Origin of the sequence: Pseudomonas lundensis, assembly GCF_002269125.1 — a bacterium.
Classification (GTDB): domain Bacteria; phylum Pseudomonadota; class Gammaproteobacteria; order Pseudomonadales; family Pseudomonadaceae; genus Aquipseudomonas; species Aquipseudomonas lundensis_A.
The window spans coordinates 80,274-104,128 of sequence record NZ_NQKI01000001.1 but is presented as its reverse complement, the minus strand read 5'-3'; the positions used below and the strand labels follow the sequence as shown (position 1 = coordinate 104,128).

The 23,855-nt window shown below is 59.1% G+C and carries 27 protein-coding genes and 1 pseudogene; 10 read left to right on the top strand and 18 right to left on the bottom strand.

Annotation, left to right across the window (positions count from 1 at the left end; genetic code table 11):
* Positions 1 to 81 precede the first annotated feature (81 nt).
* The 3 genes from rsmD to CJF39_RS00490 are packed head-to-tail and all read right to left on the bottom strand — an operon-like array spanning position 82 to position 3,528.
* Complete coding sequence (gene rsmD, locus CJF39_RS00500; protein WP_094991662.1) at positions 82 to 690, bottom strand: 16S rRNA (guanine(966)-N(2))-methyltransferase RsmD; 609 nt, start codon at positions 688 to 690, stop codon at positions 82 to 84.
* Entirely contained in the window at positions 690 to 2,180 is a 1,491-nt protein-coding gene (locus tag CJF39_RS00495; RefSeq protein WP_094991661.1) for a M16 family metallopeptidase, read from the bottom strand. Before CJF39_RS00495 ends, rsmD begins: the two co-directional genes overlap by 1 nt.
* Positions 2,173 to 3,528 (bottom strand): M16 family metallopeptidase, encoded by a 1,356-nt coding sequence (locus CJF39_RS00490; RefSeq protein ID WP_094991660.1) that lies wholly within the window; start codon positions 3,526 to 3,528, stop codon positions 2,173 to 2,175. Before CJF39_RS00490 ends, CJF39_RS00495 begins: the two co-directional genes overlap by 8 nt.
* Positions 3,529 to 3,883: 355 nt before the next feature.
* Here CJF39_RS00490 and ftsY point away from each other — a divergent pair, with 355 nt between their 5' ends.
* The 4 genes from ftsY to rpoH all read left to right on the top strand — a co-directional run bounded on the left by ftsY (position 3,884) and on the right by rpoH (position 8,013).
* On the top strand, positions 3,884 to 5,359 hold the full coding sequence (gene ftsY, locus CJF39_RS00485) for a signal recognition particle-docking protein FtsY (RefSeq protein ID WP_094991659.1): 1,476 nt from the start codon (positions 3,884 to 3,886) through the stop codon (positions 5,357 to 5,359).
* A complete protein-coding gene (gene ftsE / locus CJF39_RS00480) occupies positions 5,356 to 6,027 on the top strand; it encodes a cell division ATP-binding protein FtsE (RefSeq protein ID WP_094991658.1) in 672 nt (223 codons plus the stop codon). The genes ftsY and ftsE overlap by 4 nt, the downstream gene beginning before the upstream one ends.
* Positions 6,024 to 7,046 (top strand): permease-like cell division protein FtsX, encoded by a 1,023-nt coding sequence (gene ftsX / locus CJF39_RS00475; RefSeq protein WP_094991657.1) that lies wholly within the window; start codon positions 6,024 to 6,026, stop codon positions 7,044 to 7,046. The genes ftsE and ftsX overlap by 4 nt, the downstream gene beginning before the upstream one ends.
* 112 nt (positions 7,047 to 7,158) lie before the next feature.
* Positions 7,159 to 8,013, top strand: coding sequence for an RNA polymerase sigma factor RpoH (gene rpoH / locus CJF39_RS00470; RefSeq protein WP_094991882.1), 855 nt, complete (start codon positions 7,159 to 7,161; stop codon positions 8,011 to 8,013).
* Positions 8,014 to 8,091: 78 nt separating this feature from the next.
* Here rpoH and mtgA read toward each other — a convergent pair whose 3' ends face one another.
* Positions 8,092 to 8,847 carry a monofunctional biosynthetic peptidoglycan transglycosylase gene (mtgA, locus tag CJF39_RS00465; RefSeq protein ID WP_094991656.1) on the bottom strand — a complete coding sequence of 252 codons (756 nt, stop codon included), beginning with the start codon at positions 8,845 to 8,847 and terminating at the stop codon, positions 8,092 to 8,094.
* A 44-nt stretch (positions 8,848 to 8,891) separates the two neighbouring features.
* Between mtgA and CJF39_RS00460 the strand changes: the two genes are divergently transcribed.
* From CJF39_RS00460 to trmB, 4 genes are all read left to right on the top strand, one after another.
* The gene (locus CJF39_RS00460) at positions 8,892 to 9,263 is read left to right on the top strand and encodes a DUF423 domain-containing protein (RefSeq protein ID WP_094991655.1); all 372 of its coding nucleotides are present in this window, start codon (positions 8,892 to 8,894) and stop codon (positions 9,261 to 9,263) included.
* An 81-nt stretch (positions 9,264 to 9,344) separates the two neighbouring features.
* Positions 9,345 to 9,545, top strand: coding sequence for a sulfur carrier protein ThiS (gene thiS, locus CJF39_RS00455; RefSeq protein WP_094991654.1), 201 nt, complete (start codon positions 9,345 to 9,347; stop codon positions 9,543 to 9,545).
* Between the two features lie 62 nt (positions 9,546 to 9,607).
* Complete coding sequence (locus CJF39_RS00450) at positions 9,608 to 10,402, top strand: thiazole synthase (RefSeq protein ID WP_047296120.1); 795 nt, start codon at positions 9,608 to 9,610, stop codon at positions 10,400 to 10,402.
* Between the two features lie 9 nt (positions 10,403 to 10,411).
* Positions 10,412 to 11,134, top strand: a complete 723-nt coding sequence (trmB, locus tag CJF39_RS00445; protein ID WP_094991653.1) for a tRNA (guanosine(46)-N7)-methyltransferase TrmB — start codon at positions 10,412 to 10,414, stop codon at positions 11,132 to 11,134.
* A gap of 66 nt (positions 11,135 to 11,200) precedes the next feature.
* Here the strand turns inward: trmB and CJF39_RS00440 are convergent, their stop codons facing one another.
* The 11 genes from CJF39_RS00440 to CJF39_RS00390 form a co-directional block, all read right to left on the bottom strand.
* Positions 11,201 to 12,172, bottom strand: coding sequence for an acyltransferase family protein (locus tag CJF39_RS00440; protein WP_094991652.1), 972 nt, complete (start codon positions 12,170 to 12,172; stop codon positions 11,201 to 11,203).
* A gap of 97 nt (positions 12,173 to 12,269) precedes the next feature.
* The gene (locus CJF39_RS00435) at positions 12,270 to 12,593 is read right to left on the bottom strand and encodes a DUF3392 domain-containing protein (protein WP_094991651.1); all 324 of its coding nucleotides are present in this window, start codon (positions 12,591 to 12,593) and stop codon (positions 12,270 to 12,272) included.
* Positions 12,594 to 12,602: 9 nt separating this feature from the next.
* Positions 12,603 to 13,817, bottom strand: coding sequence for a radical SAM family heme chaperone HemW (hemW, locus tag CJF39_RS00430; RefSeq protein WP_094991650.1), 1,215 nt, complete (start codon positions 13,815 to 13,817; stop codon positions 12,603 to 12,605).
* A complete protein-coding gene (gene rdgB, locus CJF39_RS00425) occupies positions 13,814 to 14,410 on the bottom strand; it encodes an RdgB/HAM1 family non-canonical purine NTP pyrophosphatase (protein ID WP_094991649.1) in 597 nt (198 codons plus the stop codon). Before rdgB ends, hemW begins: the two co-directional genes overlap by 4 nt.
* Positions 14,407 to 14,844 (bottom strand): DUF4426 domain-containing protein, encoded by a 438-nt coding sequence (locus CJF39_RS00420; protein ID WP_094991648.1) that lies wholly within the window; start codon positions 14,842 to 14,844, stop codon positions 14,407 to 14,409. The genes rdgB and CJF39_RS00420 overlap by 4 nt, the downstream gene beginning before the upstream one ends.
* Before the next feature lie 25 nt (positions 14,845 to 14,869).
* A complete protein-coding gene (metW, locus tag CJF39_RS00415; RefSeq protein ID WP_094991647.1) occupies positions 14,870 to 15,490 on the bottom strand; it encodes a methionine biosynthesis protein MetW in 621 nt (206 codons plus the stop codon).
* Positions 15,491 to 15,497: 7 nt separating this feature from the next.
* Complete coding sequence (gene metX / locus CJF39_RS00410) at positions 15,498 to 16,637, bottom strand: homoserine O-succinyltransferase MetX (protein WP_094991646.1); 1,140 nt, start codon at positions 16,635 to 16,637, stop codon at positions 15,498 to 15,500.
* Between the two features lie 147 nt (positions 16,638 to 16,784).
* Complete coding sequence (locus CJF39_RS00405; protein WP_094991645.1) at positions 16,785 to 17,081, bottom strand: DUF167 domain-containing protein; 297 nt, start codon at positions 17,079 to 17,081, stop codon at positions 16,785 to 16,787.
* Complete coding sequence (locus tag CJF39_RS00400; RefSeq protein ID WP_094991644.1) at positions 17,081 to 17,668, bottom strand: YggT family protein; 588 nt, start codon at positions 17,666 to 17,668, stop codon at positions 17,081 to 17,083. Before CJF39_RS00400 ends, CJF39_RS00405 begins: the two co-directional genes overlap by 1 nt.
* 11 nt (positions 17,669 to 17,679) lie before the next feature.
* Positions 17,680 to 18,498 carry a pyrroline-5-carboxylate reductase gene (gene proC, locus CJF39_RS00395; protein ID WP_094991643.1) on the bottom strand — a complete coding sequence of 273 codons (819 nt, stop codon included), beginning with the start codon at positions 18,496 to 18,498 and terminating at the stop codon, positions 17,680 to 17,682.
* Positions 18,499 to 18,530: 32 nt separating this feature from the next.
* On the bottom strand, positions 18,531 to 19,217 hold the full coding sequence (locus CJF39_RS00390) for a YggS family pyridoxal phosphate-dependent enzyme (RefSeq protein WP_094991642.1): 687 nt from the start codon (positions 19,215 to 19,217) through the stop codon (positions 18,531 to 18,533).
* 57 nt (positions 19,218 to 19,274) lie between these two features.
* On the opposite strand from CJF39_RS00390, the pseudogene CJF39_RS00385 reads away from it, so the two are divergent.
* A pseudogene (locus CJF39_RS00385) lies at positions 19,275 to 20,195 on the top strand (type IV pilus twitching motility protein PilT); the annotation flags it as partial.
* A 2-nt stretch (positions 20,196 to 20,197) separates the two neighbouring features.
* Here CJF39_RS00385 and CJF39_RS00380 read toward each other — a convergent pair.
* Positions 20,198 to 20,845, bottom strand: a complete 648-nt coding sequence (locus tag CJF39_RS00380; protein WP_094991640.1) for a C40 family peptidase — start codon at positions 20,843 to 20,845, stop codon at positions 20,198 to 20,200.
* A 251-nt stretch (positions 20,846 to 21,096) separates the two neighbouring features.
* Between CJF39_RS00380 and CJF39_RS00370 the strand changes: the two genes are divergently transcribed.
* Complete coding sequence (locus CJF39_RS00370) at positions 21,097 to 21,513, top strand: NINE protein (protein WP_047278349.1); 417 nt, start codon at positions 21,097 to 21,099, stop codon at positions 21,511 to 21,513.
* Positions 21,514 to 21,574: 61 nt separating this feature from the next.
* Here CJF39_RS00370 and CJF39_RS00365 read toward each other — a convergent pair whose 3' ends face one another.
* Together CJF39_RS00365 and CJF39_RS00360 are read right to left on the bottom strand one after the other, a co-directional pair.
* Entirely contained in the window at positions 21,575 to 22,846 is a 1,272-nt protein-coding gene (locus tag CJF39_RS00365) for a dihydroorotase (protein ID WP_094991639.1), read from the bottom strand.
* Complete coding sequence (locus tag CJF39_RS00360; protein WP_047278345.1) at positions 22,843 to 23,847, bottom strand: aspartate carbamoyltransferase catalytic subunit; 1,005 nt, start codon at positions 23,845 to 23,847, stop codon at positions 22,843 to 22,845. Before CJF39_RS00360 ends, CJF39_RS00365 begins: the two co-directional genes overlap by 4 nt.
* Positions 23,848 to 23,855: the final 8 nt, after the last annotated feature.

The following is a 23,855-nucleotide window of genomic DNA, read 5'->3' as shown; positions in this document are numbered from 1 at the left end:
GATAGGGGCAGTGGCAACACGAAGGTGACATGCAGTCGTTGCCGCCATGGACGGCAGCGACTGCACAGAGGTCAGTGGCGCTTAGGGTTGCGCAGGCACCTGAGCCGCTTCACGCTGCCACAGGGCGTAGTTCACGCCCCCGGCTTTTTGCTCGCGGTGCAGGCGCCAGTTGGCAGGTAATCCCAGTTCCGAAGGCCGCACTTCGCTTTCGGTGTAGACCCATGCCTCGTCTGCCAGCCAGCCGCGCTGTTCCAGCAAGTCGCAGGCAGGCTTGAGCAGGTCCTTGTGGAACGGCGGATCGAGGAATACCACATCAAACATGTCGCTGGGGGTGGCATCCAGATAACGCAGGGCGTCAGTCTGCTGCACCTGGCCTACGGTGCAACGCAGGATGCCCATGTTCTCGCGGATGTTGGAAATCGCATCGCGACTGCTGTCCAGCGCCACGCCCTTGGCAGCGCCGCGGGACATGGCTTCGAGGAACAGGGCGCCGCTGCCGGCAAATACGTCCAGTACCTTGGCGCCGCCGATGTAGGGCGCGAGCCAGTTGAACAGGGTTTCACGTACGCGGTCGGGTGTAGGGCGCAGGCCTTCTACGTGCGGGAAGTCGAGCTTGCGGCTGCGCCACTCCCCGCCAATGATGCGTAACTGACCCGCACCCGAGTGCGATGTGTTTTTAGGCTTTGCCATTAATGCTCCGGAACCCCAAGAGGTTGCTCTGAAGGTTTATCGGTTGGAGGCGGCAGTGGTTTCTGCGGCACGGTTGGGCCGGCGGTCACCACGACCATTTTGTCGGCGCTCAGGTGCTTGTTCATGGCGGCCTTGACCTGCTCGGTGGTCAGGTTCTGGGACTGCTGCATGAAGGTTTCGAGATAGTCCAAAGGCAAATCGTAGAAGCCCATTGCGCCCAGTTGGCCGACGATGGCAGCGTTGCTGGCAGTGGACAGCGGGAAGCTGCCTGCCAGTTCACGTTTGGCATCGTCGAGTTCTTTTTGCGTCGGACCTTCTTTGAGGTAGTCAGCGAGGATGTCCTGCACCAGTTTGAGAGTGCCTTCGCTCAGCTCTGCGCGGGTTTGCAGGTTGATCATGAACGGGCCACGGGCCTGCATCGGGCTGAAGTTGGAGTACACGCCGTAGGTCAGGCCGCGTTTCTCGCGCACTTCAGTCATCAGTCGCGTTCCGAAACCGCCACCGCCGAGCACCTGATTACCCAGCGAGAGAGCTGCGTAGTCCGGGTCGTCGCGGTCAATACCCAACTGCGACAGCAGCAAGTGGGTTTGCTTGGACGGGAACTCGATGTGGGTTGCACCCGGCTTGGGTTCGGTCGGCTGCACGGTTTTTGGCAGTGCCGGGCCTTTTGGCAGTGCGGCCGATACCTGGGCGGCCATGGCTTGGGCTTCTTCGCGCGACAGGTCCCCGACGATCGCGATCACGGCGTTGCCCGCCGTATAAGCCTTGTTGTGGAAGGCTTTGAGCTGGTCGACAGTAATTGACGTCACGGTTTCTGCATTGCCGTCGCTGGCGTGCGCATACGGGTGGTTGCCGTACAGGCGCTTGAACAGCTCATCGCTGGCCAGTTTGCCGGGGTTCTGCTTCTGGAACTCAAAGCTGGCCAGCAGTTGGTTTTTGATGCGGGCAAGCGAGTCGGCGGGGAAGGTCGGTTTGCCAATCACTTCAGCGAACAGGTTTAACGCAGGGGCACGTTTGGCCGGGTCGCTCAGGCTGCGCAGGGAAGCCACAGCCATGTCGCGATAGGCGCCATTGCCGAAGTCGGCTCCCAGACCCTCAAACCCTTGGGCGATTGCGCCGACATCTTTACCGGCAACGCCTTCATTGAGCATGGCGTTGGTCAGCAGCGCCAGCCCCGGGGTGTTGTCGTCCTGGCTGCTGCCCGCGGCGAAGGTCACGCGCAGGTCGAACATCGGCAACTGGCGCGCTTCCACAAACAGGACCTTGGCGCCTTCGGCGGTTTTCCAGGTTTGTACATTCATGGCGCGGTGGCTGGGCGCCTTGCCGTCCAGTTCCGCCAGCGACTCCAGCTTGTGCTCGGTCTTGGCGTTTTCCAGCGCCGGGCTGGCCACAGACTCAGGCGGGCTGGAGAAATAGTAGCCGAGTGCGCCGACCAGAACAGCGGCGCTCAAGCCGAGCAGGGCGTAGCGGGGACCTTTACGCTCACTCATGGGTTTTCTCCTCGGGCAGTACGTGCGCAACGCTCAGACGGTCGCGAGTGAAATAGGTGCGGGCGGCTTGCTGGATGTCAGCCGGGGTCACTTTTTGCAGGTCTTGCAGCTCGGTGTCCATCAGCTTCCAGGACAAACCAACGGTTTCGAGCTGGCCGATGGACGTGGCTTGCGAGGTGATCGAGTCACGCTCGTAAACCAGCCCCGCGATCACTTGAGCGCGAACGCGTTCCAGTTCTTCAGGGGTTGGCGGCGTCTTTTTCAGGTCGTCGAGCAAACGCCACAGGCCAGCTTCGGCCTGCGCCATGGTGACCTTCTTCTGGCCGTTGGGCATGGCGCTGAGCAGGAACAGGCTGTCGCCGCGGGTGAACGCGTCGTAGCTCGACGAAGCGCCGGAGACCAGTTCTTCACCGCGTTCCAGTTGAGTCGGCATGCGCGCGCTGTAGCCGCCGTCCAGCAGGGCGGAGATCAGGCGCAGGGCGTTGGCCGTGACCGGGTCTTTGGCGGTGGACACGCTCGGCACGTTGAACCCCATCATCAGGCTCGGGAGTTGGGTTTGAACATGCACCTTGAGCAGTCGCTCGCCGGGGGTCGGCAGTTCAAGCGGGGCCTTGGCGATCGGTATTTCACGCTTCACCACCGGGCCGAAATAACGCTGTGCCAGCGCTTTGACTTCGTCCGGGGTCACATCCCCGACAACCACCAGTGTGGCGTTGTTCGGTGCATACCACTCTTCGTACCACGCGCGCAGTTCGGCGACGCTCATGCGCTCCAGGTCCACCATCCAGCCGATGGTCGGGGTGTGGTAGCCGCTGGACGGGTAGGCCATGGCGCTGAACAGTTCGTACGCTTTGCTCATGGGTTGGTCATCGGTGCGAAGACGGCGCTCTTCCTTGATGACTTCGATCTCGCGTTTGAACTCTTCGGGCGGCAGACGCAGGCTGGCCATGCGGTCGGCTTCAAGTTCGAAGGCCACGCCCAGGCGGTCGCGGGCCAGAACCTGGTAATACGCGGTGTAGTCGTCACTGGTGAAAGCGTTTTCCTGGGCGCCAAGATCGCGCAGGATCAACGAAGCTTCACCGGGGCCGACCTTGTTGCTGCCTTTGAACATCATGTGTTCAAGGGCATGGGACAGGCCGGTCTTGCCGGGTGTCTCGTAACTGGAACCCACCTTGTACCAAACCTGCGACACCACTACCGGCGCGCGATGGTCTTCGCGAACGATGACTTTAAGGCCATTGTCCAGACGGAACTCATGGGTGGGTTGCGGCTCGGCTGCCAAGGCCGAAAGTGGAAGGCAAACTGTGCTGAGCAACAGGCCAGCAGCGCGGCGGGCTAGAGCATTCATTCGTTTTTAAACCTGTAGGGCTGCCCGCTTGGCCTTAGCGTCTGCGGGTGAGGAGGTGCTAGGATACTGATCCGTTTTACTGGCGGCCACGCCTATCAAGCCTTTGACGATCAGACGACGTTTGATCGGGCAGTATAGGAGCCCGCTTGGAAGTGTGGATGTATCCCGGTAAATTTCGCAATTTTGCCGATTTTCCCGATCCAGATCCGAGTAAAGACGAAGTTTCGCAGGTGTTTTTTACCCCGCGTCTAAGTTGTGTGCGAACGAGCTGACAAAAATACAGTCTTTTTCACACCGAATATTATTTGCCGGGGCGCCACAGTGGCGCTTCGCTACGATGAGATAGCCGTCCTCCATGTTTGGTTCCAACGACGACAAGAAGAACCCAGCCAAGGCTGGCGAGAAAAAAGGCCTGTTCGGATGGCTGCGCAGAAAGCCGCAGGAAGCCGTCGTTGAACAGCCAGATGCGGCCCCCGAGACCGTGCCCGAGACCTTGATCGAAGCCGCGCCGGTGAGCGTGGCGCCCACCCCTGAAGACGTGCGGGTGGTCGAGCCTGTTGTCGAGCCGAAGGCCGCTCCTGAACCCTGGCCGCCTTTGCCCGTCCCCGAAGAGCCGGTGGCATTGGTTGACGACGTGCAAGCGCCGCACACCGTGCCGCCCATTCCGGCGCCGGAAATCGAGGTGGTCGCAGAGCCTGTGATCGCAGCGCCACCCGTGGTCCAAGTGCTTGAGCAGACCGTGCCTGCCCTTGAGCCAGAGCTGGAACTCGAGCCCGTCATCGAACCAGTGGTCGAACCCGCTGTGGTTGCGTCCCCACCGGTGTCTGCCCCGGTAGTTGAAACGCCGCCCGCAGTTATTGAGGTTCCAACCCCGAAAGCCGAACCTGCTCCTGAAGTCAAAACCGGTTTCTTTGCCCGTCTCAAGCAAGGTCTGTCGAAAACCAGCGCCAGCATCGGTGAAGGCATGGCCAGCCTGTTCCTGGGCAAAAAGGCCATCGATGATGACTTGCTGGAAGAAATTGAAACACGCTTGCTGACGGCTGATGTGGGTGTCGAAGCCACGTCGGTGATCATCAAGAACCTGACTCAAAAAGTTGCGCGCAAGCAATTGACTGACGCCGACGCGCTGTACAAGTCCTTGCAGGACGAGTTGGCGGCCATGCTCAAGCCGGTTGAACAGCCGCTGAAAATCGAATCGCAAAACAAACCGTTTGTGATTCTGGTCGTCGGCGTTAATGGCGCGGGTAAAACCACCACCATCGGCAAACTGGCGAAGAAACTGCAACTTGAAGGCAAGAAGGTCATGCTTGCAGCGGGCGATACGTTCCGTGCCGCGGCGGTTGAACAGTTGCAAGTGTGGGGCGAGCGCAACCACATCCCGGTGATTGCACAGCACACCGGTGCCGACTCCGCGTCGGTGATCTTCGACGCCGTACAAGCGGCTAAGGCGCGCGGGATTGACGTGCTGATCGCGGACACTGCCGGGCGTCTGCACACTAAAGACAACCTGATGGAAGAACTGAAAAAAGTGCGCCGCGTGATCGGCAAGCTCGACGAAGACGCGCCGCACGAGGTGTTGTTGGTGCTCGACGCAGGCACAGGCCAGAACGCCATCAGTCAGGCCAAACAATTCAATCAGACGGTCGCGCTGACCGGTCTGGCCCTGACTAAGCTGGACGGTACGGCTAAAGGCGGCGTGATCTTCGCCTTGGCCAAGCAATTCGGTATCCCGATCCGCTTTATTGGTGTTGGTGAAGGCATCGATGATTTGCGCACTTTTGAATCCGAACCCTTTGTCCAGGCTCTGTTTGCGGAGCGGGAGCGTCCATGATTCGTTTCGAGCAGGTCGGTAAACGCTATCCAAATGGACATGTGGGCCTGCACGAGCTGAGCTTTCGGGTCCGCCGTGGCGAATTCCTTTTTGTCACGGGTCACTCCGGCGCGGGCAAAAGTACGTTACTGCGGCTTTTGCTGGCCATGGAGCGCCCCACCAGCGGCAGGTTGCTGCTGGCCGGGCAGGACCTGAGCCAGATCAGCAACGCGCAGATTCCGTTCTTGCGGCGTCAGATCGGAGTGGTGTTCCAGAACCACCAGTTGCTGTTTGATCGCACCGTCTTCAACAACGTCGCCTTGCCGTTGCAGATTCAGGGGTTGTCCAAGGCCGAAATCGTCAAGCGCGTTGATTCAGCGCTTGAGCGGGTATCGCTTTCGGATAAAACCGATCTGTACCCCGGTGACTTGTCCACGGGCCAGCAACAACGCGTGGGTATTGCCCGCGCCATCGTGCATCGCCCAGCATTGCTCCTGGCCGATGAACCCACCGGCAACCTCGACCCGCGTCTGGCGGCGGAAATCATGGGCGTATTTGAAGACATCAACCGTTTGGGCACCAGCGTATTGATTGCCAGCCACGACCTGGCACTGATTGCACGTATGCGTCATCGCATGTTGACCCTGCAGCGCGGGCGATTGATCGGCGACGGGGAGGCCGGGCAATGAGTGCAACACGCAGCCCAAAGGTATCGGAGCGCGTAGCGCCCAAGGCCGCCGAACCGCAGCCGCCGAAGAAGAAGCACGATGAAGACGACGGGCCGACGTTTGGCATGTTGTTTCACGCCTGGATCGATGCGCACCGCGCCAGTTTGCTCGACAGCTTGCGACGTTTGGGGAAGCAGCCGATCGGTAGCTTCTTTACCTGTTTGGTGATGGCCGTGGCGCTGAGCTTGCCCATGGGATTGTCGTTGTTACTTAACAACGTCGAGCGCCTGGGAGGTTCGTGGCAGCGCGCAGCACAGATTTCGTTGTACTTGCAGATGGACGCCACAGGCGATCAGGGCGCGCAACTGAGCAATCAGATAAAAGGTATGGCGGGTGTCGCGGATGCTGAATTTATCAGCCGCGAACAAGCCCTCGAAGAGTTCCAGCAGCAGTCAGGGCTGGGCGAAGCCCTTAAAGAGCTGCCGGACAACCCGTTGCCGGGTGTGGTGCTGGTGACCCCGAATGAGGTCGATAAAGCCACCCTTGAAGCCCTTCGGGAGCGACTTTCGGAATTGCCGAAGGTGCAACAGGCGCAACTTGATCTAGTCTGGGTTGAGCGTCTGGCGGCCATCCTCAAATTGGGTGACCGGTTTGTATTTGGTTTGACGGTGCTGCTGGTCTCAGCCCTGCTGCTGGTTATCGGTAATACGATTCGGCTGCATATTGAGAACCGCAGGGTCGAGATTGAAGTCACCAAGCTGGTCGGCGGTACTGATAGCTATGTACGTAGGCCGTTTCTATACATGGGCGCGCTTTATGGCTTTGGTGCCGGTGTACTTTCGTGGGGCGTTTTGGCTTTCGGCCTGAACTGGCTCAATGACGCGGTTGTCGGGCTGGCCGGGCTTTATGGCAGCGATTTTGCCCTCGCGGGCGTGCCTGTTGCCGACGGTCTGTCGCTCTTGCTTGGCGCGGTACTGTTAGGGTATATCGGTGCATGGATTGCGGTAGCACGGCATTTACGTGAGCTTTCACCCAAGTAGTTTCATTTTTACCTGTTGACCTTTTCAGCTTATGTGGGAACTTTTTTTGTGGTTCCCGGTCAATTTTCGCAGTGCTGAACTGCACGAGTTATGTGAGTCGGAGGTTTTTCGTATGACCACTTCTTTGCAACCTGCGTATGCGTTAGTCCCTGGTGCGAACCTTGAGGCCTACGTAAACACCGTGAACAGCATTCCACTGCTGACGCCGGAGCAGGAGCGTGAACTGGCCGAGAGTCTCTATTATAAGCAGGATCTTGAGGCGGCTCGGCAGATGGTGCTCGCCCACCTGCGTTTTGTAGTACACATTGCTCGTAGTTATTCGGGCTATGGTCTGGCACAGGCCGACCTGATCCAGGAAGGCAATGTTGGCCTGATGAAAGCGGTAAAACGCTTCAACCCTGAAATGGGTGTGCGTCTGGTGTCGTTTGCTGTGCACTGGATCAAGGCCGAAATTCACGAGTTCATCCTGCGTAACTGGCGGATCGTGAAAGTCGCGACCACCAAGGCCCAGCGTAAATTGTTCTTCAACCTGCGCAGTCAGAAAAAACGTCTGGCGTGGTTGAACAACGACGAAGTTCATCGCGTGGCCGAGAGCCTTGGCGTTGAACCTCGCGAAGTGCGTGAGATGGAAAGCCGGTTGACCGGCCATGACATGGCGTTCGACCCGGCTGCAGAAGCTGACGATGACAGTGCGTTCCAGTCGCCAGCCAACTACCTGGAAGACCACCGCTACGACCCGGCGCGTCAACTGGAAGATGCTGACTGGACCGATAACTCCACCAGCAACCTGCACGAAGCGCTGGAAGTGCTGGACGAACGCAGCCGCGACATTCTCTATCAGCGCTGGCTGGCTGAAGAGAAAGCCACGCTGCATGACCTGGCACAAAAGTACAACGTGTCTGCCGAGCGTATTCGTCAGCTTGAAAAAAGTGCGATGAACAAGCTCAAACTGTCGATTGCCGCGTAAATCGGCCGACAAAAAAACGCCCCGCTGAGTCGGGGCGTTTTTGTTTGCGCATAACGCTGAGGTGCTGCCAGTCAGCGGTTACAAGGCCCAAGGCGCCTGGCGTGAGTTGTTCAGGGTGTCCAGATAACTGTCCCCGCCCAATTGACGCATTTGCTGGCGTATCCAGGCCGCACGCGTGCTCACATACGCAGATGGGCGACCGGCGCTCCAGTTGCGCGGGTTCGGCAATACCGCGGCCAATTGGCTGGCCTGCTGACGGCTCAACCGGGCAGCGCTCACGCCAAAATGGTGTTGTGCGGCGGCTTCGGCGCCAAACACGCCGTCATCCCACTCGGCGCTGTTGAGGTAAACCTCAAGAATCCGTTGCTTGGGCCACAGGACTTCGATCAGCCCAGTGAACCAGGCTTCCAGCCCCTTGCGCAGCCAACTGCGGCCTGACCATAGAAACAGGTTTTTGGACACTTGCTGGCTAAGGGTGCTGGCTCCGCGCAACTTGCCTCCGCGCTCGTTGTGCTCGAACGCGGCGCGAATGGCACTCACGTCAAAGCCCCAATGCTCGGCAAATTTCTGGTCCTCGCCGGCAATTACGGCGATTTTCAGGTCATTGGAGATCTCGTCCCATGGCCGCCAGCTGCGTTGCAGGTCGATGGGCTGGCCGTCGAACCACGATTCAACCTTGCGCTCTACCATCAGCGCAGTGCCCGGCGGTGGCACCCAGCGGAAAATCAGCACCAGCAATGCACTGCCGGCAGCGAACCACAGCAGGGCTTTGAGCAAACGATGAACCAGTAAACGCAGCATAGATGGCTTGGCCGAACCCGTTGAGCGGGCCATTATACAGACCCTGTGCCATTCGATGACCCTGACGGGAGTGCCCCATGCTGCGCGTTTTTCTAATGTTGGCTGCGTTCTTTGGATTCACCGGTGTGGCGCTGGGCGCCTTTGCAGCGCACGGTTTGAAAGGCCGCTTGACCGAACAATACCTGGCTATTTTTCATACAGGCGTGACCTATCAACTGGTGCACACCCTTGCACTGTTGGGCGTGGCGTTGCTGGCAACCCAGTTGCAAAGCCGCCTGGTGACGTGGGCAGGTTTCTGTTTCGCGCTGGGAATTGTGTTGTTTTCCGGGAGTTTGTACCTGCTGACGATGAGCGGTATTGCCAAGCTGGGGATCATCACCCCCATTGGCGGCGTGGCTTTTTTGGCGGGCTGGCTGTGTCTGGGACTGGCCGCCTGGCGCCTGAGCTGAGGGCGCAAGATGAATGGCTTGGGTCGACCTGACGGATCGGGCTAGAATGCTGGCCCCCTAAAAATGAAGGCAGCGTCGCGCATGCGCATTCAGTTGAACGGTGAATCTTTTGAACTGCCGGATGGCGAGACCGTCGCAGGCCTTTTGGCGCGTCGTGAATTGGCCGGACGTCGGGTGGCGGTTGAGCTGAATCTGGACATCGTCCCGCGCAGCCAGCACGCAGAAACTGTGCTCAAAGAGGGCGATCAGGTCGAAGTGGTCCACGCCATCGGTGGCGGCTAGCCCTCGGGCCGACGTTCCTTCCCCGCAGCGCCACTGATAATCCACATTCAAGAGGTTTACCGATGAGCAATGTTCGCAGCGACAAGCCGTTTACCCTGGCCGGCCGTACCTACCAGTCTCGTTTGCTGGTGGGCACGGGCAAATACCGCGACCTCGAAGAAACCCGCCTGGCCATTGAGGCCTCGGGTGCTGAAATCGTTACGGTCGCCGTGCGTCGCACCAACATCGGTCAGAACCCCGGTGAACCGAACCTGCTCGATGTGTTGCCGCCAGACCGCTACACCATCTTGCCGAACACGGCCGGCTGCTTCGACGCCATTGAAGCGGTGCGCACCTGCCGTCTGGCCCGTGAGCTGCTCGATGGCCATAACCTGGTCAAGCTTGAAGTGCTGGCCGACCAGAAAACCCTGTTTCCCAACGTGATCGAAACCCTCAAGGCCGCTGAAGTACTGGTCAAGGAAGGTTTCGACGTGATGGTTTATACCAGTGATGACCCGATCATCGCCCGTGAGCTTGAAGCCATGGGCTGCGTGGCCGTGATGCCTCTGGCTGGCCTGATTGGCAGCGGTTTGGGCATCTGCAACCCGTATAACCTGCGGGTCATCCTTGAAGAAGCCAACATTCCGGTGCTGGTGGACGCGGGCGTGGGCACGGCCTCCGACGCGACAATCGCCATGGAAATGGGCTGCGAAGCGGTGCTGATGAATTCGGCCATCGCCAATGCCCAGCACCCGATCCTCATGGCCCAGGCCATGAAATACGCCATTGAGGCAGGTCGTCTGGCCTATCTGGCCGGTCGTATGCCGAAAAAACTCTATGCCAGCGCCTCCTCGCCGCTGGATGGTCTGATCAAGTAAGAGCCCCTGATGACTGAACCACTCGATACCCCAACCCCGGAAGAAGGCGAAGATCGCCAGCACCGTCGCATCAAGAGCTTTGTCATGCGCGCCGGGCGCATGACTGAAGGTCAGCAACGCGGCCTCGATCAAGGTGCGCCGTTGTACGTTTTGCCACTGGCTGATGCGCCGGTCGATTTTGATCAGGTCTTTGGCCGTTCTGCGCCGCGTACGCTGGAAATCGGCTTTGGCATGGGGCATTCCCTGCTGGAGATGGCGGCAGCGTCGCCGGAGCAGGATTTTATCGGGGTTGAAGTTCACCGTCCGGGCGTGGGCGCATTGCTTAATGGCGTGCTGACACAGGGCCTGACCAATCTGCGTGTGTACGATTGCGACGCCATCGAGGTCTTGACGCGCTGTGTAGCCGATAACAGCCTGGACCGTCTGTTGCTGTTCTTCCCGGACCCATGGCACAAGAGTCGCCACCACAAGCGTCGCATTGTGCAGGCATCGTTCGCAGAACTGGTGCGTTCCAAGCTCAAGGCAGGCGGTGTGTTGCACATGGCCACCGACTGGGAACCCTATGCCGAGTACATGCTGGAAGTCATGAACGTGGCACCGGGTTACCGCAATCTGGCCGAAGACGGCCGTTGCGTACCGCGCCCTCCTGAGCGCCCGGTCACCAAGTTCGAACGCCGCGGCGAACGCCTTGGGCACGGCGTGTGGGACTTGAAGTTCGAAAAACTGGCCTAAGCCGTTTTTCAATGACTGGCCTCCGTTCGGGGGCCAGTTTCTTTAGGCGACGTCCGTCGCACTGCATCACAAAACAAACCTTAAGCGTTTGCTCAGCAGAATCAGCACCGGGGCGGCTGCCAGCGCCAAGGCGATGACCACGAGCGCTAGCAGGTTGCCGTACGCCATGCCGACCGCCAGTGCCCCCAAAATAAACATCGGGTGGATGTAATACACCGCCGAAGACACCTTGGCCGCAGTGTTGCGGGTGGACGCCCGAAAATACACGCACGCCAGTAGAAACAAGGCGGGGGTGAGAATGGGCAATGAAAACATGAAGTCGAAATACACCTGCGGATTGGCCCGCAGCGAGTAATTGATGTACGACTCGGTCAGCATCAGTGCCGTACCGGCCACCAGCCAGCCCCACACCCAAGGGCGTTTCACTGTTTGTGCGACCTGATGCCTGGCAAACACAAACCCCATGCACATGAACGGGAAACCCATGAACAGGAAGTTACGGGCGGCATAGTCGTTTTGATTGAAGTGTTGCAGGAAGGGGTTGGGTAGCACGTAATAAACACGCGCATATTGCAGCGTCAGGCCGATCATATAGGCGATCAGGGCCAGTGTGACCAGCCGCTGAGTCGACGTTTTACGCAGTGCATACAGCATCAGTCCACCGCCGAGCATGCCCACCAGATACCAGAGGTGGAAATAACCGATCAGCAACGACTTGATGATCCAGAGCACGCCTTTTAGAGAGCCCAGCGTCGCAGGGTCGACGTAAAACGGGCTGTAGACCAGCATCCAGAAGAGGTACATCCACAGTCCGCGCTTGAACCACTTACCGAATGAGTGGCCTTCGTTAAGGGTGTGGAACAGGTAGTAGCCGTTGATGATAAAGAAGACGGGGACCGCGACCCGAAACAGCCCGTTGCCCAGCATGTAACCGACGGCCGTGTCATTGCCGCCGAGTACCTTGCAGTGCAGTGCAACGACACAGATCGCCAACACCACTTTCAGCGCATCAAGATTGCCATTCAAAAGCTTCGGCATGGGCAGGGCTCACGTATCAAGCGATACCCAAGCGTAGCCCACAATCTGCTGCTTTCTGCGGGGTTGCGACACCCCGGCCATCGCTGCCAGTCACGTGTTAACGACGATCAGCCACCACGCCGATCAGCACCAGCACCACAACCAGTACCGGCGCCAGGCTGTAGTTGTTGAACTGGCTCAGGCCGCGCTCGACCCACGGCGTTGCGTAGATCAATGCTGCGCCGCTACCGATCAGGCACAGCAATGCCATCAGCGAGACGCGCAAGGCACCGGCGATACTGCCCAGACGTTGCTCGACCCAGCTCTTGAAGTCAGCGCCAAACAGCACCAGCAAACAGCCAATCAATGCCAGAGAGATCTCTGAAAGGTGGCTGCGGCTCCAGCGCGATACCGTGGCAAGCAGGTCGAGTACCAAGTCCATTCGATTTCCTTAGGTCAAAAAATGCTGCAACAGGTCATTGAGAAACAGCTGGCCTCGGGCAGTCGCCGCCAGGCGTGTCGGTTCGACCTGCAATAAGCCACTTTGTTCGGCGGCGTCGCGCCCGGCGTTCAAGCTGTCGAGGGGAAGGCCCGTACGCAGCGGATAAAGGGCTGAATCAACGCCGTCTGTCAGGCGCAAGGCGTTCATTAGAAACTCAAACGGTAGCTCTTCGGCAGTCAGTATTTTCTCGCCAGCCTGAAAGTTCTTCGTTGGATTGAGGTAGTCCTTTGGCAGGCGGGTTTTCCAGGTGCGCACGATGCGGCCGTCGGGATGGCTCAACTTGCCATGGGCACCGGCGCCAATGCCAATGAAGTCGCCAAAGCTCCAGTAATTGAGGTTATGCCGCGCAGCTCGGCCGGGCTGGGCGTAGGCCGACACTTCGTACTGTGCGTAGCCGTGTTCGGCGAGCAGGGCTTGCCCCGCCTCTTGAATGTCCCACAGCGTGTCGTCTTCCGGCAGGGTTGGCGGCTGGTTCCAGAACACCGTGTTGGGCTCAAGGGTTAGCTGATACCACGACAGATGTGTCGGCTTGAGGGCAATGGCCTGGCGCAGGTCGCTCAGGGCGTCGTCCAGCGACTGATCGGGCAAGCCGTGCATCAAGTCCAGGTTGAAGTTGTCAAACCCGGCCTGACGCGCCATGCCGGCGGCCCGCACGGCTTCGTCGCCGTTATGGATACGCCCCAGCGCCTTGAGTTTTTCTTGCTGAAAACTCTGGATACCAATCGACAGTCGATTGATTCCCAGTGCGCGGTAGGCCACGAACTTTTCCTGCTCGAACGTGCCGGGATTGGCCTCGAGGGTGATCTCGATATCGCTGGCGAACGGAATGCGTGCTTCAACACCCTTGAGCAGACGCCCCAACGCCTGGGCGCTGAACAGGCTGGGAGTGCCGCCACCAAAGAAAATGGAGCTCAGCTCGCGCCCATACACCGCGTGCAGGTCCTGATCGAGATCGGCCAGCAGCGCGTCCACATACGCTTCTTCGGGCAGCACCGGGCTGGCGGTATGGGAATTGAAGTCGCAATACGGGCATTTGCGCACGCACCACGGGATGTGGATATACAGCGACAGCGGCGGCAGTTGCGTCAGTGGCGCTCGGGGCGCCTGCTGAGAAAAGCCAGCCGCTCCGAGGTAGAGCGGCTGGGGAGGTGTGTCGTGGGTCATTTCAGGCCCAGACGCTGGCGCAGCAAAGCCATGGCACGAGCCCGGTGACTGAGCTGGTTCTTTTCCGACGGGCTGAGTTCGGCGCTGGAGCAGTTGCGCTCAGGCACCCAGAACAGCGGGTCGTAGCCAAAGCCATGCTCACCGCTGGCAGCGGGCAGAATGCGCCCGTGCCACAAGCCTTCGCAGAGGATCGGCAACGGATCGTCAGCGTGGCGGACCAAGGCCAGCACGCAGACAAACTGGGCGCCTCGTTCGGCTTGAGGTACGTCTTTGAGGGCGTCGAGCAGTTTGGCGTTGTTCGCCGCATCGCCCTGGCCATCGGCATAGCGGGCAGAGTAAATGCCGGGTGCGCCGCCAAGATAGTCCACCGCCAGCCCCGAGTCGTCCGCCAGCGCAGGCAGGCCGGAAATGCGCGCTGCATTGCGGGCTTTAAGAATGGCGTTTTCAACAAACGACAAGCCGGTTTCTTCCGGCTCGACGCTGCTGAACTCTCCAATCGAGCGCAACTGCACCGACTCGCCGAGCATGGCCTGAAGTTCTTTGAGTTTGCCTGCGTTGTGACTGGCGAGTACCAGTTGCGTGAAGTTCATCATTCGATTGGTGCGACCATTTGAGTAAATTCGATTGTTTCAGCGCTCGCCCCGCCAGCTTTTACCGTCACGTTGAACGTGAAGGTTTGTGGGCCTGTGACAGGAAATTGCGCCAGATAGTTGATTTCCCCATCTTGACCGACTTGGCGGAAATTCAGGCTTTTTGACTCTTTATCACCGGTTTTAAAGGTGCCCTGCACATTGGCCGGAATATTTTTGCCTGCTTTGTTGATGGTGATGTTCAGCACTGCGTTTTGCTTGCCGCGCGAAACCTCAACTTTTTTTGCAATTTCAGGCGTCAGAAAAGTAGACGGGAACGCGTTGTAATACACCGTCATGTCACCAAACGTCTGCTGCCGTTGGGCAGGATTGACGTCGGCCGCCATGGCCTGCGCGCCAAAACACATTGAAAGCACTAGTAATCCAATACGACCCATTGTCTTTCTCCTTTGAACGAACCTGTTAAACCGCGACGTTATGGTCCTGAAGGCCAGGACTGCTGACACGGTAAATGCCAATCTCGCCCAACAGGTTAGGCCATAACTTGCTCGCCCACCCGTGTCGGTGTTGTTGATCTACGGCAAGACGGTTGATGACCTGCGCTTCACGCTCACGGCACAGTGCTTCGAAGTCTTCAAAGGTGCAGAAGTGAATGTTCGGCGTGTTGTACCAGGTGTACGGCAAGAACTCGGAAACAGGCATGCGGCCTTTACTGGCCAGATACCATCGGCAGCGCCAGTGTCCGAAGTTCGGGAAGGTGATGATGCATTGACGGCCAACCCGCAGCATTTCGTCGAGGATCCGGTCGGGGTAGTGCACGGCTTGCAACGCTTGGGTCATGACCACGATGTCGAAACTGTTGCTGGCAAAGTTGCCCAGCCCTTTGTCGAGATCCTGTTCGATAACGTTGATGCCTTTTGCGACACACTCCGCAATGTTGTCCGGGTCGTTTTCCAGGCCGTAGCCGGTGACTTGCTTGTTGTCGCGCAGCCAGCTCAGTAATTCGCCATCACCGCAGCCGAGGTCGAGCACACGGCTGCCGGCGGGGATCCAGTCTTGGATGATTTCCAGGTCGGCTCTCATGGCGTTCTCACAGTTCAATACGGTTCATGTAGTTGCTGAAGGCTTGCAGGTAGCGCGGGATCGGGATCAGGAAGGCGTCATGGCCTTGCGGCGCATCGATCTCCAGGTAGCACACGTCCTTTTTGGCCGCCATCAACGCATCCACCAGCTCCCGCGAGCGGGCGGGCGAGAAGCGCCAGTCAGTGGTGAACGACATCACGCAAAAGCGTGCCTTGGCGCCAGCGAAGGTTTTGGCCAGATCGTCATCGAAGTTCGCCGCCGGGTCGAAGTAGTCCAGCGCCTTGGTCATCAGCAAATAGGTGTTGGCATCGAAACGCCCGGAGAACTCTTCGCCCTGGTAGCGCAAATAGCTCTCAACCTGAAACTCGACGCTGTGAAAGTCGTAGTTAAGGTTTTCGTTCTTCAGGCCGCGTCCGAATTTTTCGCCCATCGAGTCATCCGACAGGTACGTGATGTGACCGACCATACGCGCCAGCATCAAGCCGCGTTTGGGGATGACGCCCTGTTCCTGAAACGACCCGCCGTGGAATTCAGGGTCGGTGAGGATGGCCTGACGCGCGACTTCGTTGAACGCGATGTTTTGTGCCGAGAGCTTCGGTGCCGAGGCGATGGCCAGGCAATGGCGCAGGCGGTCGGGGTAGCTGATGCTCCACTGCAATGCCTGCATCCCGCCAAGGCTGCCACCAATGACGGCTGCCCACTGTGAAATGCCCAGGCGGTCAGACAGGCGGGCCTGGCTGTGCACCCAGTCTTCAACGGTCAACACAGGGAACGATGCGCCAAATGGGCGACCGGTCTCAGGGTCGATGCTGCTCGGGCCGGTCGAACCGTTACAACCGCCGAGGTTGTTGAGGCTGACCACGAAGAATTTGTGGGTGTCGATGGGCTTGCCGGGACCAATACAGCTGTCCCACCAGCCAGGCTTGCGGTCGTCGACGCTGTGATACCCGGCGGCGTGATGATGGCCTGACAGCGCGTGGCAAATGAGCACGGCATTGCTGGCCGACGCATTGAGCTGGCCGTAGGTTTCGTAAATCAGGTCATAGGCTGGCAGTGAGCGGCCGCACGCAAGTGCCAGCGGTTCGCTGAAATGTGCAACTTGCGGCACAACCAGACCAACGGAATCGGGGGGAAAGGCAGCTGGCATCGACCCTGCTCTCATTTAAATGAGGCGTAAGTCTAATGAGCGGGGCAGCGAGCGGCAAGCAATGGTGCAAAACCCTTTGGCAGCGCATCCATGCTGCCCTAAAGGCCGTTTTGCAGCCTGTCGCAGCCTGTGCAAACAGGTTTGGCGTCAGAGGTCGGGACGGATCAACCCGGGAAGCACCGGCAGTTTTTTGGGGCTGTGCAGGCGTACCCGTTTCTGTCGGTTGAGCTCGCCACTGATCAGGCTGACCTGACTTTTAGAGATGCCGAACGCTTTGGCAAGAAAGGCCATCAAATGGGCGTTGGCCTTGCCTTCAACCGGCGGGGCGGTGAGACGGATTTTCAGGCGGTCACCGTGCAGGCCAGCGAACTCATCGCTGCTGGCCTTGGGTTGCAAATGACAGTCAAGAATCAGGTCGTCACCGTCCCAGCGGAAATAACTCATCAGATCAGGCCGAACAGCTCAGGCGGCATACCGACGTACATGGCCAATGGCGGGATCACGTAGCTCTGGATCAGTTGGATAACCATGAACGCGAGGATCGGCGAGATATCCAGACCGCCCAAGTTCGGCAGAAAGCGACGGAACGGGGCCAGGGCTGGCTCGGTGATCTGATTGACCAGTTCGGCGCCGGGGCTGGTGCTGCCCGGTGCCACCCACGACAGAATCACGCTGATGATCATGGCGAAGAAGAACACCTTCAGGAACAGCGCCGTCACACCGATGATCGACCACAGCAGCAGCCCGAGGATGTTGAACGGGATGTAACTCAAGGTCAGCACGATGGCGAACACCACCATTTGCACCAGAATGGCCAGCACCAGCGACGACATGTCCAGGCCGAAAATGCTTGGAATCACGCGGCGCATTGGCTTGAGCAGGGTTTGCGTGGCCTTGACGATGAACTGGCAGATCGGGTTGTAGAAGTTGGCGCGTACCAGTTGCAGGATGAATCGCAACAGCACGACCAGCAAATACAGGCTGCCCAGGGTTTGAACCACAAAAATGGCAGCGCCATTAAGTCCTGACATCATTTGCTCCTTTATTGACCCAGTTGTTCGGCCATTTCGGCCGAGCGGTGCGCGGCGGCACTCAATGCTTTTTCGACCGTTGCTTCAAAACCACTGGCCTGGAATGACTTGATTGCAGCTTCAGTGGTGCCTGCTGGCGAGGTCACGCGACGACGCAACTCGGCCGCGTCGGCATCACTGTCAACAGCCATGCAGGCGGCGCCCAGCGCTGTTTGCTCGGCCAGTTTCTCCGCGACGTCATGGCTCAGGCCCAGCTTCACGCCCGCGTTGGTCATGGCTTCAATCAACAGGAAGAAATACGCCGGGCCGCTGCCCGATACTGCCGTTACCGCATCGATCTGGGCTTCTGTCTCGACCCAGACCACAACGCCCACAGCGCTCAACAACTCGTCGGCCATCGCGCGTTGCTCTTGGGTGACGTCATCAGTGGCGTACAGACCGCTGACACCCTTGCCCAACAGGGCAGGCGTGTTGGGCATGCAGCGCACCAACGGTTGCGTGCCCAGCCACTGCAGCAGGCTGGAAGAGGTGATACCGGCAGCAATCGACACCAGCAGTTGCTTGGGTTTGAGGTGCGGTCGCAGGTCTTGGCACACAGCCTTCATGGCCTGCGGCTTGACCGCAATCACAATCACGTCAGCGTCCTGAACGGCTTGGGCGTTATCAGCGAACAATTCGATGCCGTGTTCAGCCGCTACGTTGGCGCGGGTCTCGGCGCCAGGATCGCTGGCGCGGATCTGTGCTGCGTCCAGACCTTTGGCCAGCAGGCCGCCAATCAAGCTGGAAGCCATGTTCCCGGCTCCGATAAAGGCAATACGCGTCTTGCTCATGACAGATCCTTATAAGTGTGAGGCAGACCTTTTCAGGCCTGACTGTAGTCGCGAGCGCCAAACAGTGCAGTACCGATCCGCACCCAAGTGGCACCTTGGGCAATGGCCGACTCAAGGTCGTGGCTCATGCCCATCGAAAGTGTGTCGAGCCCCATGTCCAGGCTGTGTTGCAGTTCACGGACTTTCGCAAACGCTGCGTCCTGTTCGGCGCGGTCGTCGGTAGGCTCTGGAATCGCCATCAGCCCGCGCAGCTTCAAGCGCGGCAATCCATTGATCGCTTCCGCCAGCGCGGGCAGGTCCGTCGGGGTACACCCGGACTTGCTGGCCTCGCCGCTGACGTTCACCTGAATGCAAATGTTCAACGGTGGCAGCTCATTTGGCCGCTGTTGCGACAGACGCTGAGCAATTTTAAGGCGGTCTACGGAGTGCACCCACGCAAAATGCTCAGCGATGTCACGCGTCTTGTTCGATTGAATGGGGCCGATGAAGTGCCAACACAAGGGCAGGTCAGCTAATTCGACCTGTTTGGCGCGCGCTTCCTGCAGGTAGTTTTCGCCAAAGTTGCGGAGCCCGGCGGCATATGCTTCACGCAGCGCGGCGGCGGGTTTGGTCTTGCTGACCGCCAGTAAGTGAACGCTCGTTACATCGCGTTGCACAGCCAGTGCGGCTGCGCGGATGCGCGCCTCAACCTGAGCAATGTTGTCAGCTATCGTGGACATTCAATTAAGCCCGCCGTGGTGAAAGTCTGCGGCATTCTACTGGAATTGGGAGGGGGGATGGATATCGCCGACCTGTTGGCCTTATGTGTAAAACGCGGAGCATCGGACGTGCACGTGTCTGCGGGCATGGTGCCGATGCTGCGCATAGATGGCGACATGCAGCGTTGCGAGCTGCCGAGCGTGAGTGCGCAGCGTGTACACGAACTTATCCACAGCATGATGAATGAGTCGCAGCGGGGTGCCTTTGAGGCAACCCACGAAGCTGATTTTTCATACACCGCGCCGGGGCTGGGGCGGTTTCGAGTGAATGCCTTCAGGCAACAGCATGGCCCCGCTGCGGTGATGCGCAGTATTGGCGCGACGGTGCCGAGCCTGGCATCACTGGGTTTGGAACACGTCCTGAGCCCGCTGTTCGGCCTGCCCTGCGGTTTGGTCTTGATCACCGGCGCGACGGGCTCAGGCAAAACCACCACGTTGGCCGCCATCATCGATCACCTGAACAGCACGCGTCAGCAACACATCCTTACCATTGAAGACCCGATTGAATTCATCCACGTATCGCGCCGCTGCCTGATCAACCAGCGCGAAGTGCACCGTGACACCCACAGTTTCGCCAACGCACTGCGCTCAGCACTGCGTGAAGACCCGGACGTGATTCTGCTGGGTGAAATGCGCGACCTCGACAGCATCCGCTTGGCCCTCACTGCTGCGGAAACCGGACACCTGGTGTTCGCCACGTTGCACACGCCCAGTGCGGCCAAAACCATTGACCGTATCGTCGATGTGTTTCCGGCAGAAGAAAAAGCCATGGTGCGGGCGATGTTGTCTGAATCACTGCAGGCAGTGGTCTGTCAGACGTTGCTCAAGAAAAAAGGCGGCGGGCGCATTGCGGCACACGAAATCATGCTTGGCACGCCTGCGATCAGGAACCTGATTCGGGAAAACAAAGTGGCGCAAATGGCGTCCGTCATCCAGACCAGTTAGCGCTGCGCAACCCGCAGGTTGGTTTGCTCTTTAGGCAATACGCGTTTGGCGACCACATAGTGGCTCTGCCAGTACGGTTTTTTCAGTGTGTCGATGGTCACCGACTTGCCGCGACGTGGCGCATGGATAAACCGGTCATTGCCCAGGTAAATGGCTACATGGTTGACCTTGCGGCTCTTGATGTTGAAAAACAGCAGGTCGCCGGGCTTCAAGTCCTTGCGGTCGACTTTCTGGCCGTGGCCGCTGGCCATGGCGCTGGAGCTGCGGGGCAGATTGACCGCCGCCACATCATTGAACGCGTATTTGACCAATCCGCTGCAATCAAAGCCTTTACTTGGGCTGCTGCCGCCCCAACGATAAGGCGTACCCAGCACGTTGACTGCACGGCTCAGCACGGTGCTGCTTTGTTTGTTGGCCGCTACCAGAGCAGGGGTCGCAATTTTGCCGGGGGCTTTGCGATGAACTTTACTGGAGGTCGGACGTGTTACGGTTTTGCTGTTAGAGGCAACAAACGGAGCACTCGCAGATGACTTTGCGGTGTAACCGGTGAAGCCTGAAGGAAGACGTTGCTCACGATTGGTGGCGTGGGCGGCCAGTGGCAGTAATAGGCAAATGGTTAGCCATGTCTTGAATAAAGGACGCATTCGGCAGGGCTCTATGTGGTTAAGCGCGCAACTTTATAACAGCTTTTAGGTCCTTTCTCAGGCCGTTTGTCGATTGGATCGGGGGGTCAAAAACCGCCAAAGCAGTGGCAAATTGTCACATGACGACTGCGCAGGCCAGATAGCACAAGGGTTTGCGCGAAATCCTGCAACAGACTTTTACCTGTTGCGAGACAGTAAAAAAGTCACAAAAAAACTGTAAATTTTTTCTATCGATACCCAAGGGGGCATCAATGAGCGGCTATCGGGACGATGTACAACACGATACTCACAGCAAGGTACTGGGTTATTTGCTGTGGATTTTCGGATTTCTGGGAGCACACCGCTTCTATTACGGCAAGCCGGTTACCGGGACCATCTGGTTCTTCACCCTGGGCTTGTTGGGCATTGGCTGGCTGATTGACCTGTTCCTGATCCCGAGCATGGACCGCGAAGCGGACCTGCGCTTTACATCGGGTAATACCGACTACAGCGTGGCGTGGATTCTGCTGACGTTTCTGGGGGTATTCGGCCTGCACCGCATGTACATGGGTAAATGGATCACCGGAATCATCTACCTGTTCACGGGCGGGTTGTTTCTGATTGGTGTCCTGTACGATTTCTGGACATTGAATACCCAGATCTCGATCAAGAATGCCGAGCGCCGTTAAGCGCTAAAACCCTCACCCCAAGCCTCTCCCGGAGGCTGGGGTGGAGGTGTAGGGCGACCCCTTAGCCTTCGTAGCTGATTCGACCGTCCACCAGCGTGTAGCGTACGGCGCCCGGCAGGCAATGGCCCAGGAACGGGCAGTTATCGCCTTTGGAGAGCCATTTTTCACCGGCCACGGTTGAAGCACCCGGATCGAACAGCACCAGATCGGCAGCCGACCCGACACTCAAGCGACCCGCTGGCAGGCTCAAGGCATCTGCCGGGCCTGTGCTCAAACGCGCCAACAAGGTCGGCAAGTCCAGTAAACCGTCTTCAACCAACGTCATCGCCAAAGGCAACAACAGCTCTACGCTGCTCATGCCTGGCTCGGTGGCGCCGAACGGTGCCAGCTTGGCGTCCCGTTCATGGGGTTGGTGATGGCTGGAAATGGCTTGTACCACGCCGGATTTGACTGCTTCACGCAGTCCGTCACGGTCGGCACGGGTGCGCAGCGGCGGTTGCACGTGGTAGACGCTGGAGAAGTCCACCAGCGCTTCGTCGGTCAGAATCAATTGATACAGCGCCACATCGGCAGTGACCTTGAGGCCGCGCGCCTGAGCTTGCGCGATCAAAGCGACGCCGCGTGCGCTGGTCAGTTGGCTGAAGTGCGCCCGCACGCCGCTTTGTTCGACCAGCAACAGGTCGCGGGCCAGCGCTACGGTTTCGGCCGTTTCAGGTATGCCGGGCAGTCCACGGAATGCGGCCATCGGGCCATCGTGGGCCAGGCCGCCTTCAGCCAGGTCACGGTCTTGAGAGTGGAAAATCACGGTCAGGTCGAAGGTGGCGGCGTATTCCAGCGCGCGGCACAAGGTGCGCGTGTTGCTGAAGCTGGTGAGGCCATTGCCGAACGCTACGCACCCGGCATCGCGCAGGGCGATCAGTTCAGCCAGTTGCTCGCCTTCCAGCCCCTTGCTCAGCGCTCCGATGGGGAACACTTTGCAGTTGCCGGCTTCGCGGGCGCGGTCGAGGATTAGCTCCGCCACTGCCGAAGTGTCGAGCACCGGTTTGGTGCGCGGCGGGCAGCATAGGCTGGTCACACCACCGGCTGCGGCGGCACGGGTTTCGCTGGCAATCGTGCCTTTGCGGCTGTAACCCGGCTCGCGCAGGGCAACGTTCAAGTCCACCAGCCCGGGGGCCGCCACCAGGCCTTTGGCGTCTAGCGTGCGGGTCGGCGTGAAACCGGCCGGGGCTGCGCCCATGGCGACGATTTTGCCGGCTTCCAGGTGCAGGTCGGTGATCTGATCCAGCTGGCTGGCGGGGTCTATTACACGGGCGCCGAGAATGCTGAGCTTCACTGGGCGTTCTCCTGTTCGAATTGGCGCTGGGCCGTTTGCCCGCTCATGGTCATGGACAACACCGCCATGCGCACGGCGATGCCGTAGGTCACCTGATTGAGAATCACCGAGTGGGGGCCATCGGCCACCGCCGACTCAATCTCCACGCCACGGTTGATCGGGCCGGGGTGCATGACGATGCAATCGGGTTTGGCACCCGCCAGCCGGGCAGTGGTCAGGCCGAACAGGCGATAGAACTCGCCTTCGCTCGGCAGCAGGCCGCCGGACATGCGTTCGCGTTGCAGGCGCAACATGATCACCACGTCGACGTCCTTCAGGCCTTCAGTCATGTCGGTGTAAACCTTGACCCCGTATTGCTCGATGCCGACGGGCAGCAGGGTTTTCGGTGCGATAACGCGAATGTCCTGACAGCCCAACGTTTTGAGCGCGATCATGTTCGACCGCGCCACCCGCGAGTGCAGGATGTCACCGACGATGGCCACCGACAGGTTCTCAAACCCACCCTTGTGACGGCGGATGGTCAGCATGTCGAGCATGCCCTGGGTCGGGTGCGCATGACGGCCGTCGCCGCCGTTGATGATCGCGACCTGCGGGCAGACGTGTTCGGCGATGAAATGCGCCGCCCCCGAATCGCCGTGGCGCACCACGAACATGTCAGCAGCCATGGCTTCAAGGTTGCGCAAGGTATCGAGCAGGGTTTCGCCCTTGCTTGCCGAGGAGGTCGACACGTTGAGTGTGATCACGTCGGCAGACAGGCGCTGAGCTGCCATTTCAAAGGTGGTACGGGTGCGGGTGGAGTTTTCGAAGAACACATTGCACACGGTCTTGCCGCGCAGCAACGGGACTTTTTTCACGGCCCGGGCGCCGACCTCAAGGAATGAGTCGGCGGTGTCGAGGATCTCTGTCAGCAGCTCTCGGGACAGGCCGTCGAGCGACAGAAAGTGGCGCAGCTGGCCCTGATCATTGAGCTGCAGCGGGCGCTTGGCATCTGTAGGCGTCATCGCAGTGG

Excerpts from the sequence above, each read along its gene's own strand:
- rsmD (WP_094991662.1), bottom strand. The coding sequence starts at position 690 with ATGGCAAAGCCTAAAAACACATCGCACTCGGGTGCGGGTCAGTTACGC.
- CJF39_RS00495 (WP_094991661.1), bottom strand. The coding sequence starts at position 2,180 with ATGAGTGAGCGTAAAGGTCCCCGCTACGCCCTGCTCGGCTTGAGCGCC.
- CJF39_RS00490 (WP_094991660.1), bottom strand. The coding sequence starts at position 3,528 with ATGAATGCTCTAGCCCGCCGCGCTGCTGGCCTGTTGCTCAGCACAGTT.
- ftsY (WP_094991659.1), top strand. The coding sequence starts at position 3,884 with ATGTTTGGTTCCAACGACGACAAGAAGAACCCAGCCAAGGCTGGCGAG.
- ftsE (WP_094991658.1), top strand. The coding sequence starts at position 5,356 with ATGATTCGTTTCGAGCAGGTCGGTAAACGCTATCCAAATGGACATGTG.
- ftsX (WP_094991657.1), top strand. The coding sequence starts at position 6,024 with ATGAGTGCAACACGCAGCCCAAAGGTATCGGAGCGCGTAGCGCCCAAG.
- rpoH (WP_094991882.1), top strand. The coding sequence starts at position 7,159 with ATGACCACTTCTTTGCAACCTGCGTATGCGTTAGTCCCTGGTGCGAAC.
- mtgA (WP_094991656.1), bottom strand. The coding sequence starts at position 8,847 with ATGGCCCGCTCAACGGGTTCGGCCAAGCCATCTATGCTGCGTTTACTG.
- CJF39_RS00460 (WP_094991655.1), top strand. The coding sequence starts at position 8,892 with ATGCTGCGCGTTTTTCTAATGTTGGCTGCGTTCTTTGGATTCACCGGT.
- thiS (WP_094991654.1), top strand. The coding sequence starts at position 9,345 with ATGCGCATTCAGTTGAACGGTGAATCTTTTGAACTGCCGGATGGCGAG.
- CJF39_RS00450 (WP_047296120.1), top strand. The coding sequence starts at position 9,608 with ATGAGCAATGTTCGCAGCGACAAGCCGTTTACCCTGGCCGGCCGTACC.
- trmB (WP_094991653.1), top strand. The coding sequence starts at position 10,412 with ATGACTGAACCACTCGATACCCCAACCCCGGAAGAAGGCGAAGATCGC.
- CJF39_RS00440 (WP_094991652.1), bottom strand. The coding sequence starts at position 12,172 with ATGCCGAAGCTTTTGAATGGCAATCTTGATGCGCTGAAAGTGGTGTTG.
- CJF39_RS00435 (WP_094991651.1), bottom strand. The coding sequence starts at position 12,593 with ATGGACTTGGTACTCGACCTGCTTGCCACGGTATCGCGCTGGAGCCGC.
- hemW (WP_094991650.1), bottom strand. The coding sequence starts at position 13,817 with ATGACCCACGACACACCTCCCCAGCCGCTCTACCTCGGAGCGGCTGGC.
- rdgB (WP_094991649.1), bottom strand. The coding sequence starts at position 14,410 with ATGATGAACTTCACGCAACTGGTACTCGCCAGTCACAACGCAGGCAAA.
- CJF39_RS00420 (WP_094991648.1), bottom strand. The coding sequence starts at position 14,844 with ATGGGTCGTATTGGATTACTAGTGCTTTCAATGTGTTTTGGCGCGCAG.
- metW (WP_094991647.1), bottom strand. The coding sequence starts at position 15,490 with ATGAGAGCCGACCTGGAAATCATCCAAGACTGGATCCCCGCCGGCAGC.
- metX (WP_094991646.1), bottom strand. The coding sequence starts at position 16,637 with ATGCCAGCTGCCTTTCCCCCCGATTCCGTTGGTCTGGTTGTGCCGCAA.
- CJF39_RS00405 (WP_094991645.1), bottom strand. The coding sequence starts at position 17,081 with ATGAGTTATTTCCGCTGGGACGGTGACGACCTGATTCTTGACTGTCAT.
- CJF39_RS00400 (WP_094991644.1), bottom strand. The coding sequence starts at position 17,668 with ATGTCAGGACTTAATGGCGCTGCCATTTTTGTGGTTCAAACCCTGGGC.
- proC (WP_094991643.1), bottom strand. The coding sequence starts at position 18,498 with ATGAGCAAGACGCGTATTGCCTTTATCGGAGCCGGGAACATGGCTTCC.
- CJF39_RS00390 (WP_094991642.1), bottom strand. The coding sequence starts at position 19,217 with ATGTCCACGATAGCTGACAACATTGCTCAGGTTGAGGCGCGCATCCGC.
- CJF39_RS00380 (WP_094991640.1), bottom strand. The coding sequence starts at position 20,845 with ATGCGTCCTTTATTCAAGACATGGCTAACCATTTGCCTATTACTGCCA.
- CJF39_RS00370 (WP_047278349.1), top strand. The coding sequence starts at position 21,097 with ATGAGCGGCTATCGGGACGATGTACAACACGATACTCACAGCAAGGTA.
- CJF39_RS00360 (WP_047278345.1), bottom strand. The coding sequence starts at position 23,847 with ATGACGCCTACAGATGCCAAGCGCCCGCTGCAGCTCAATGATCAGGGC.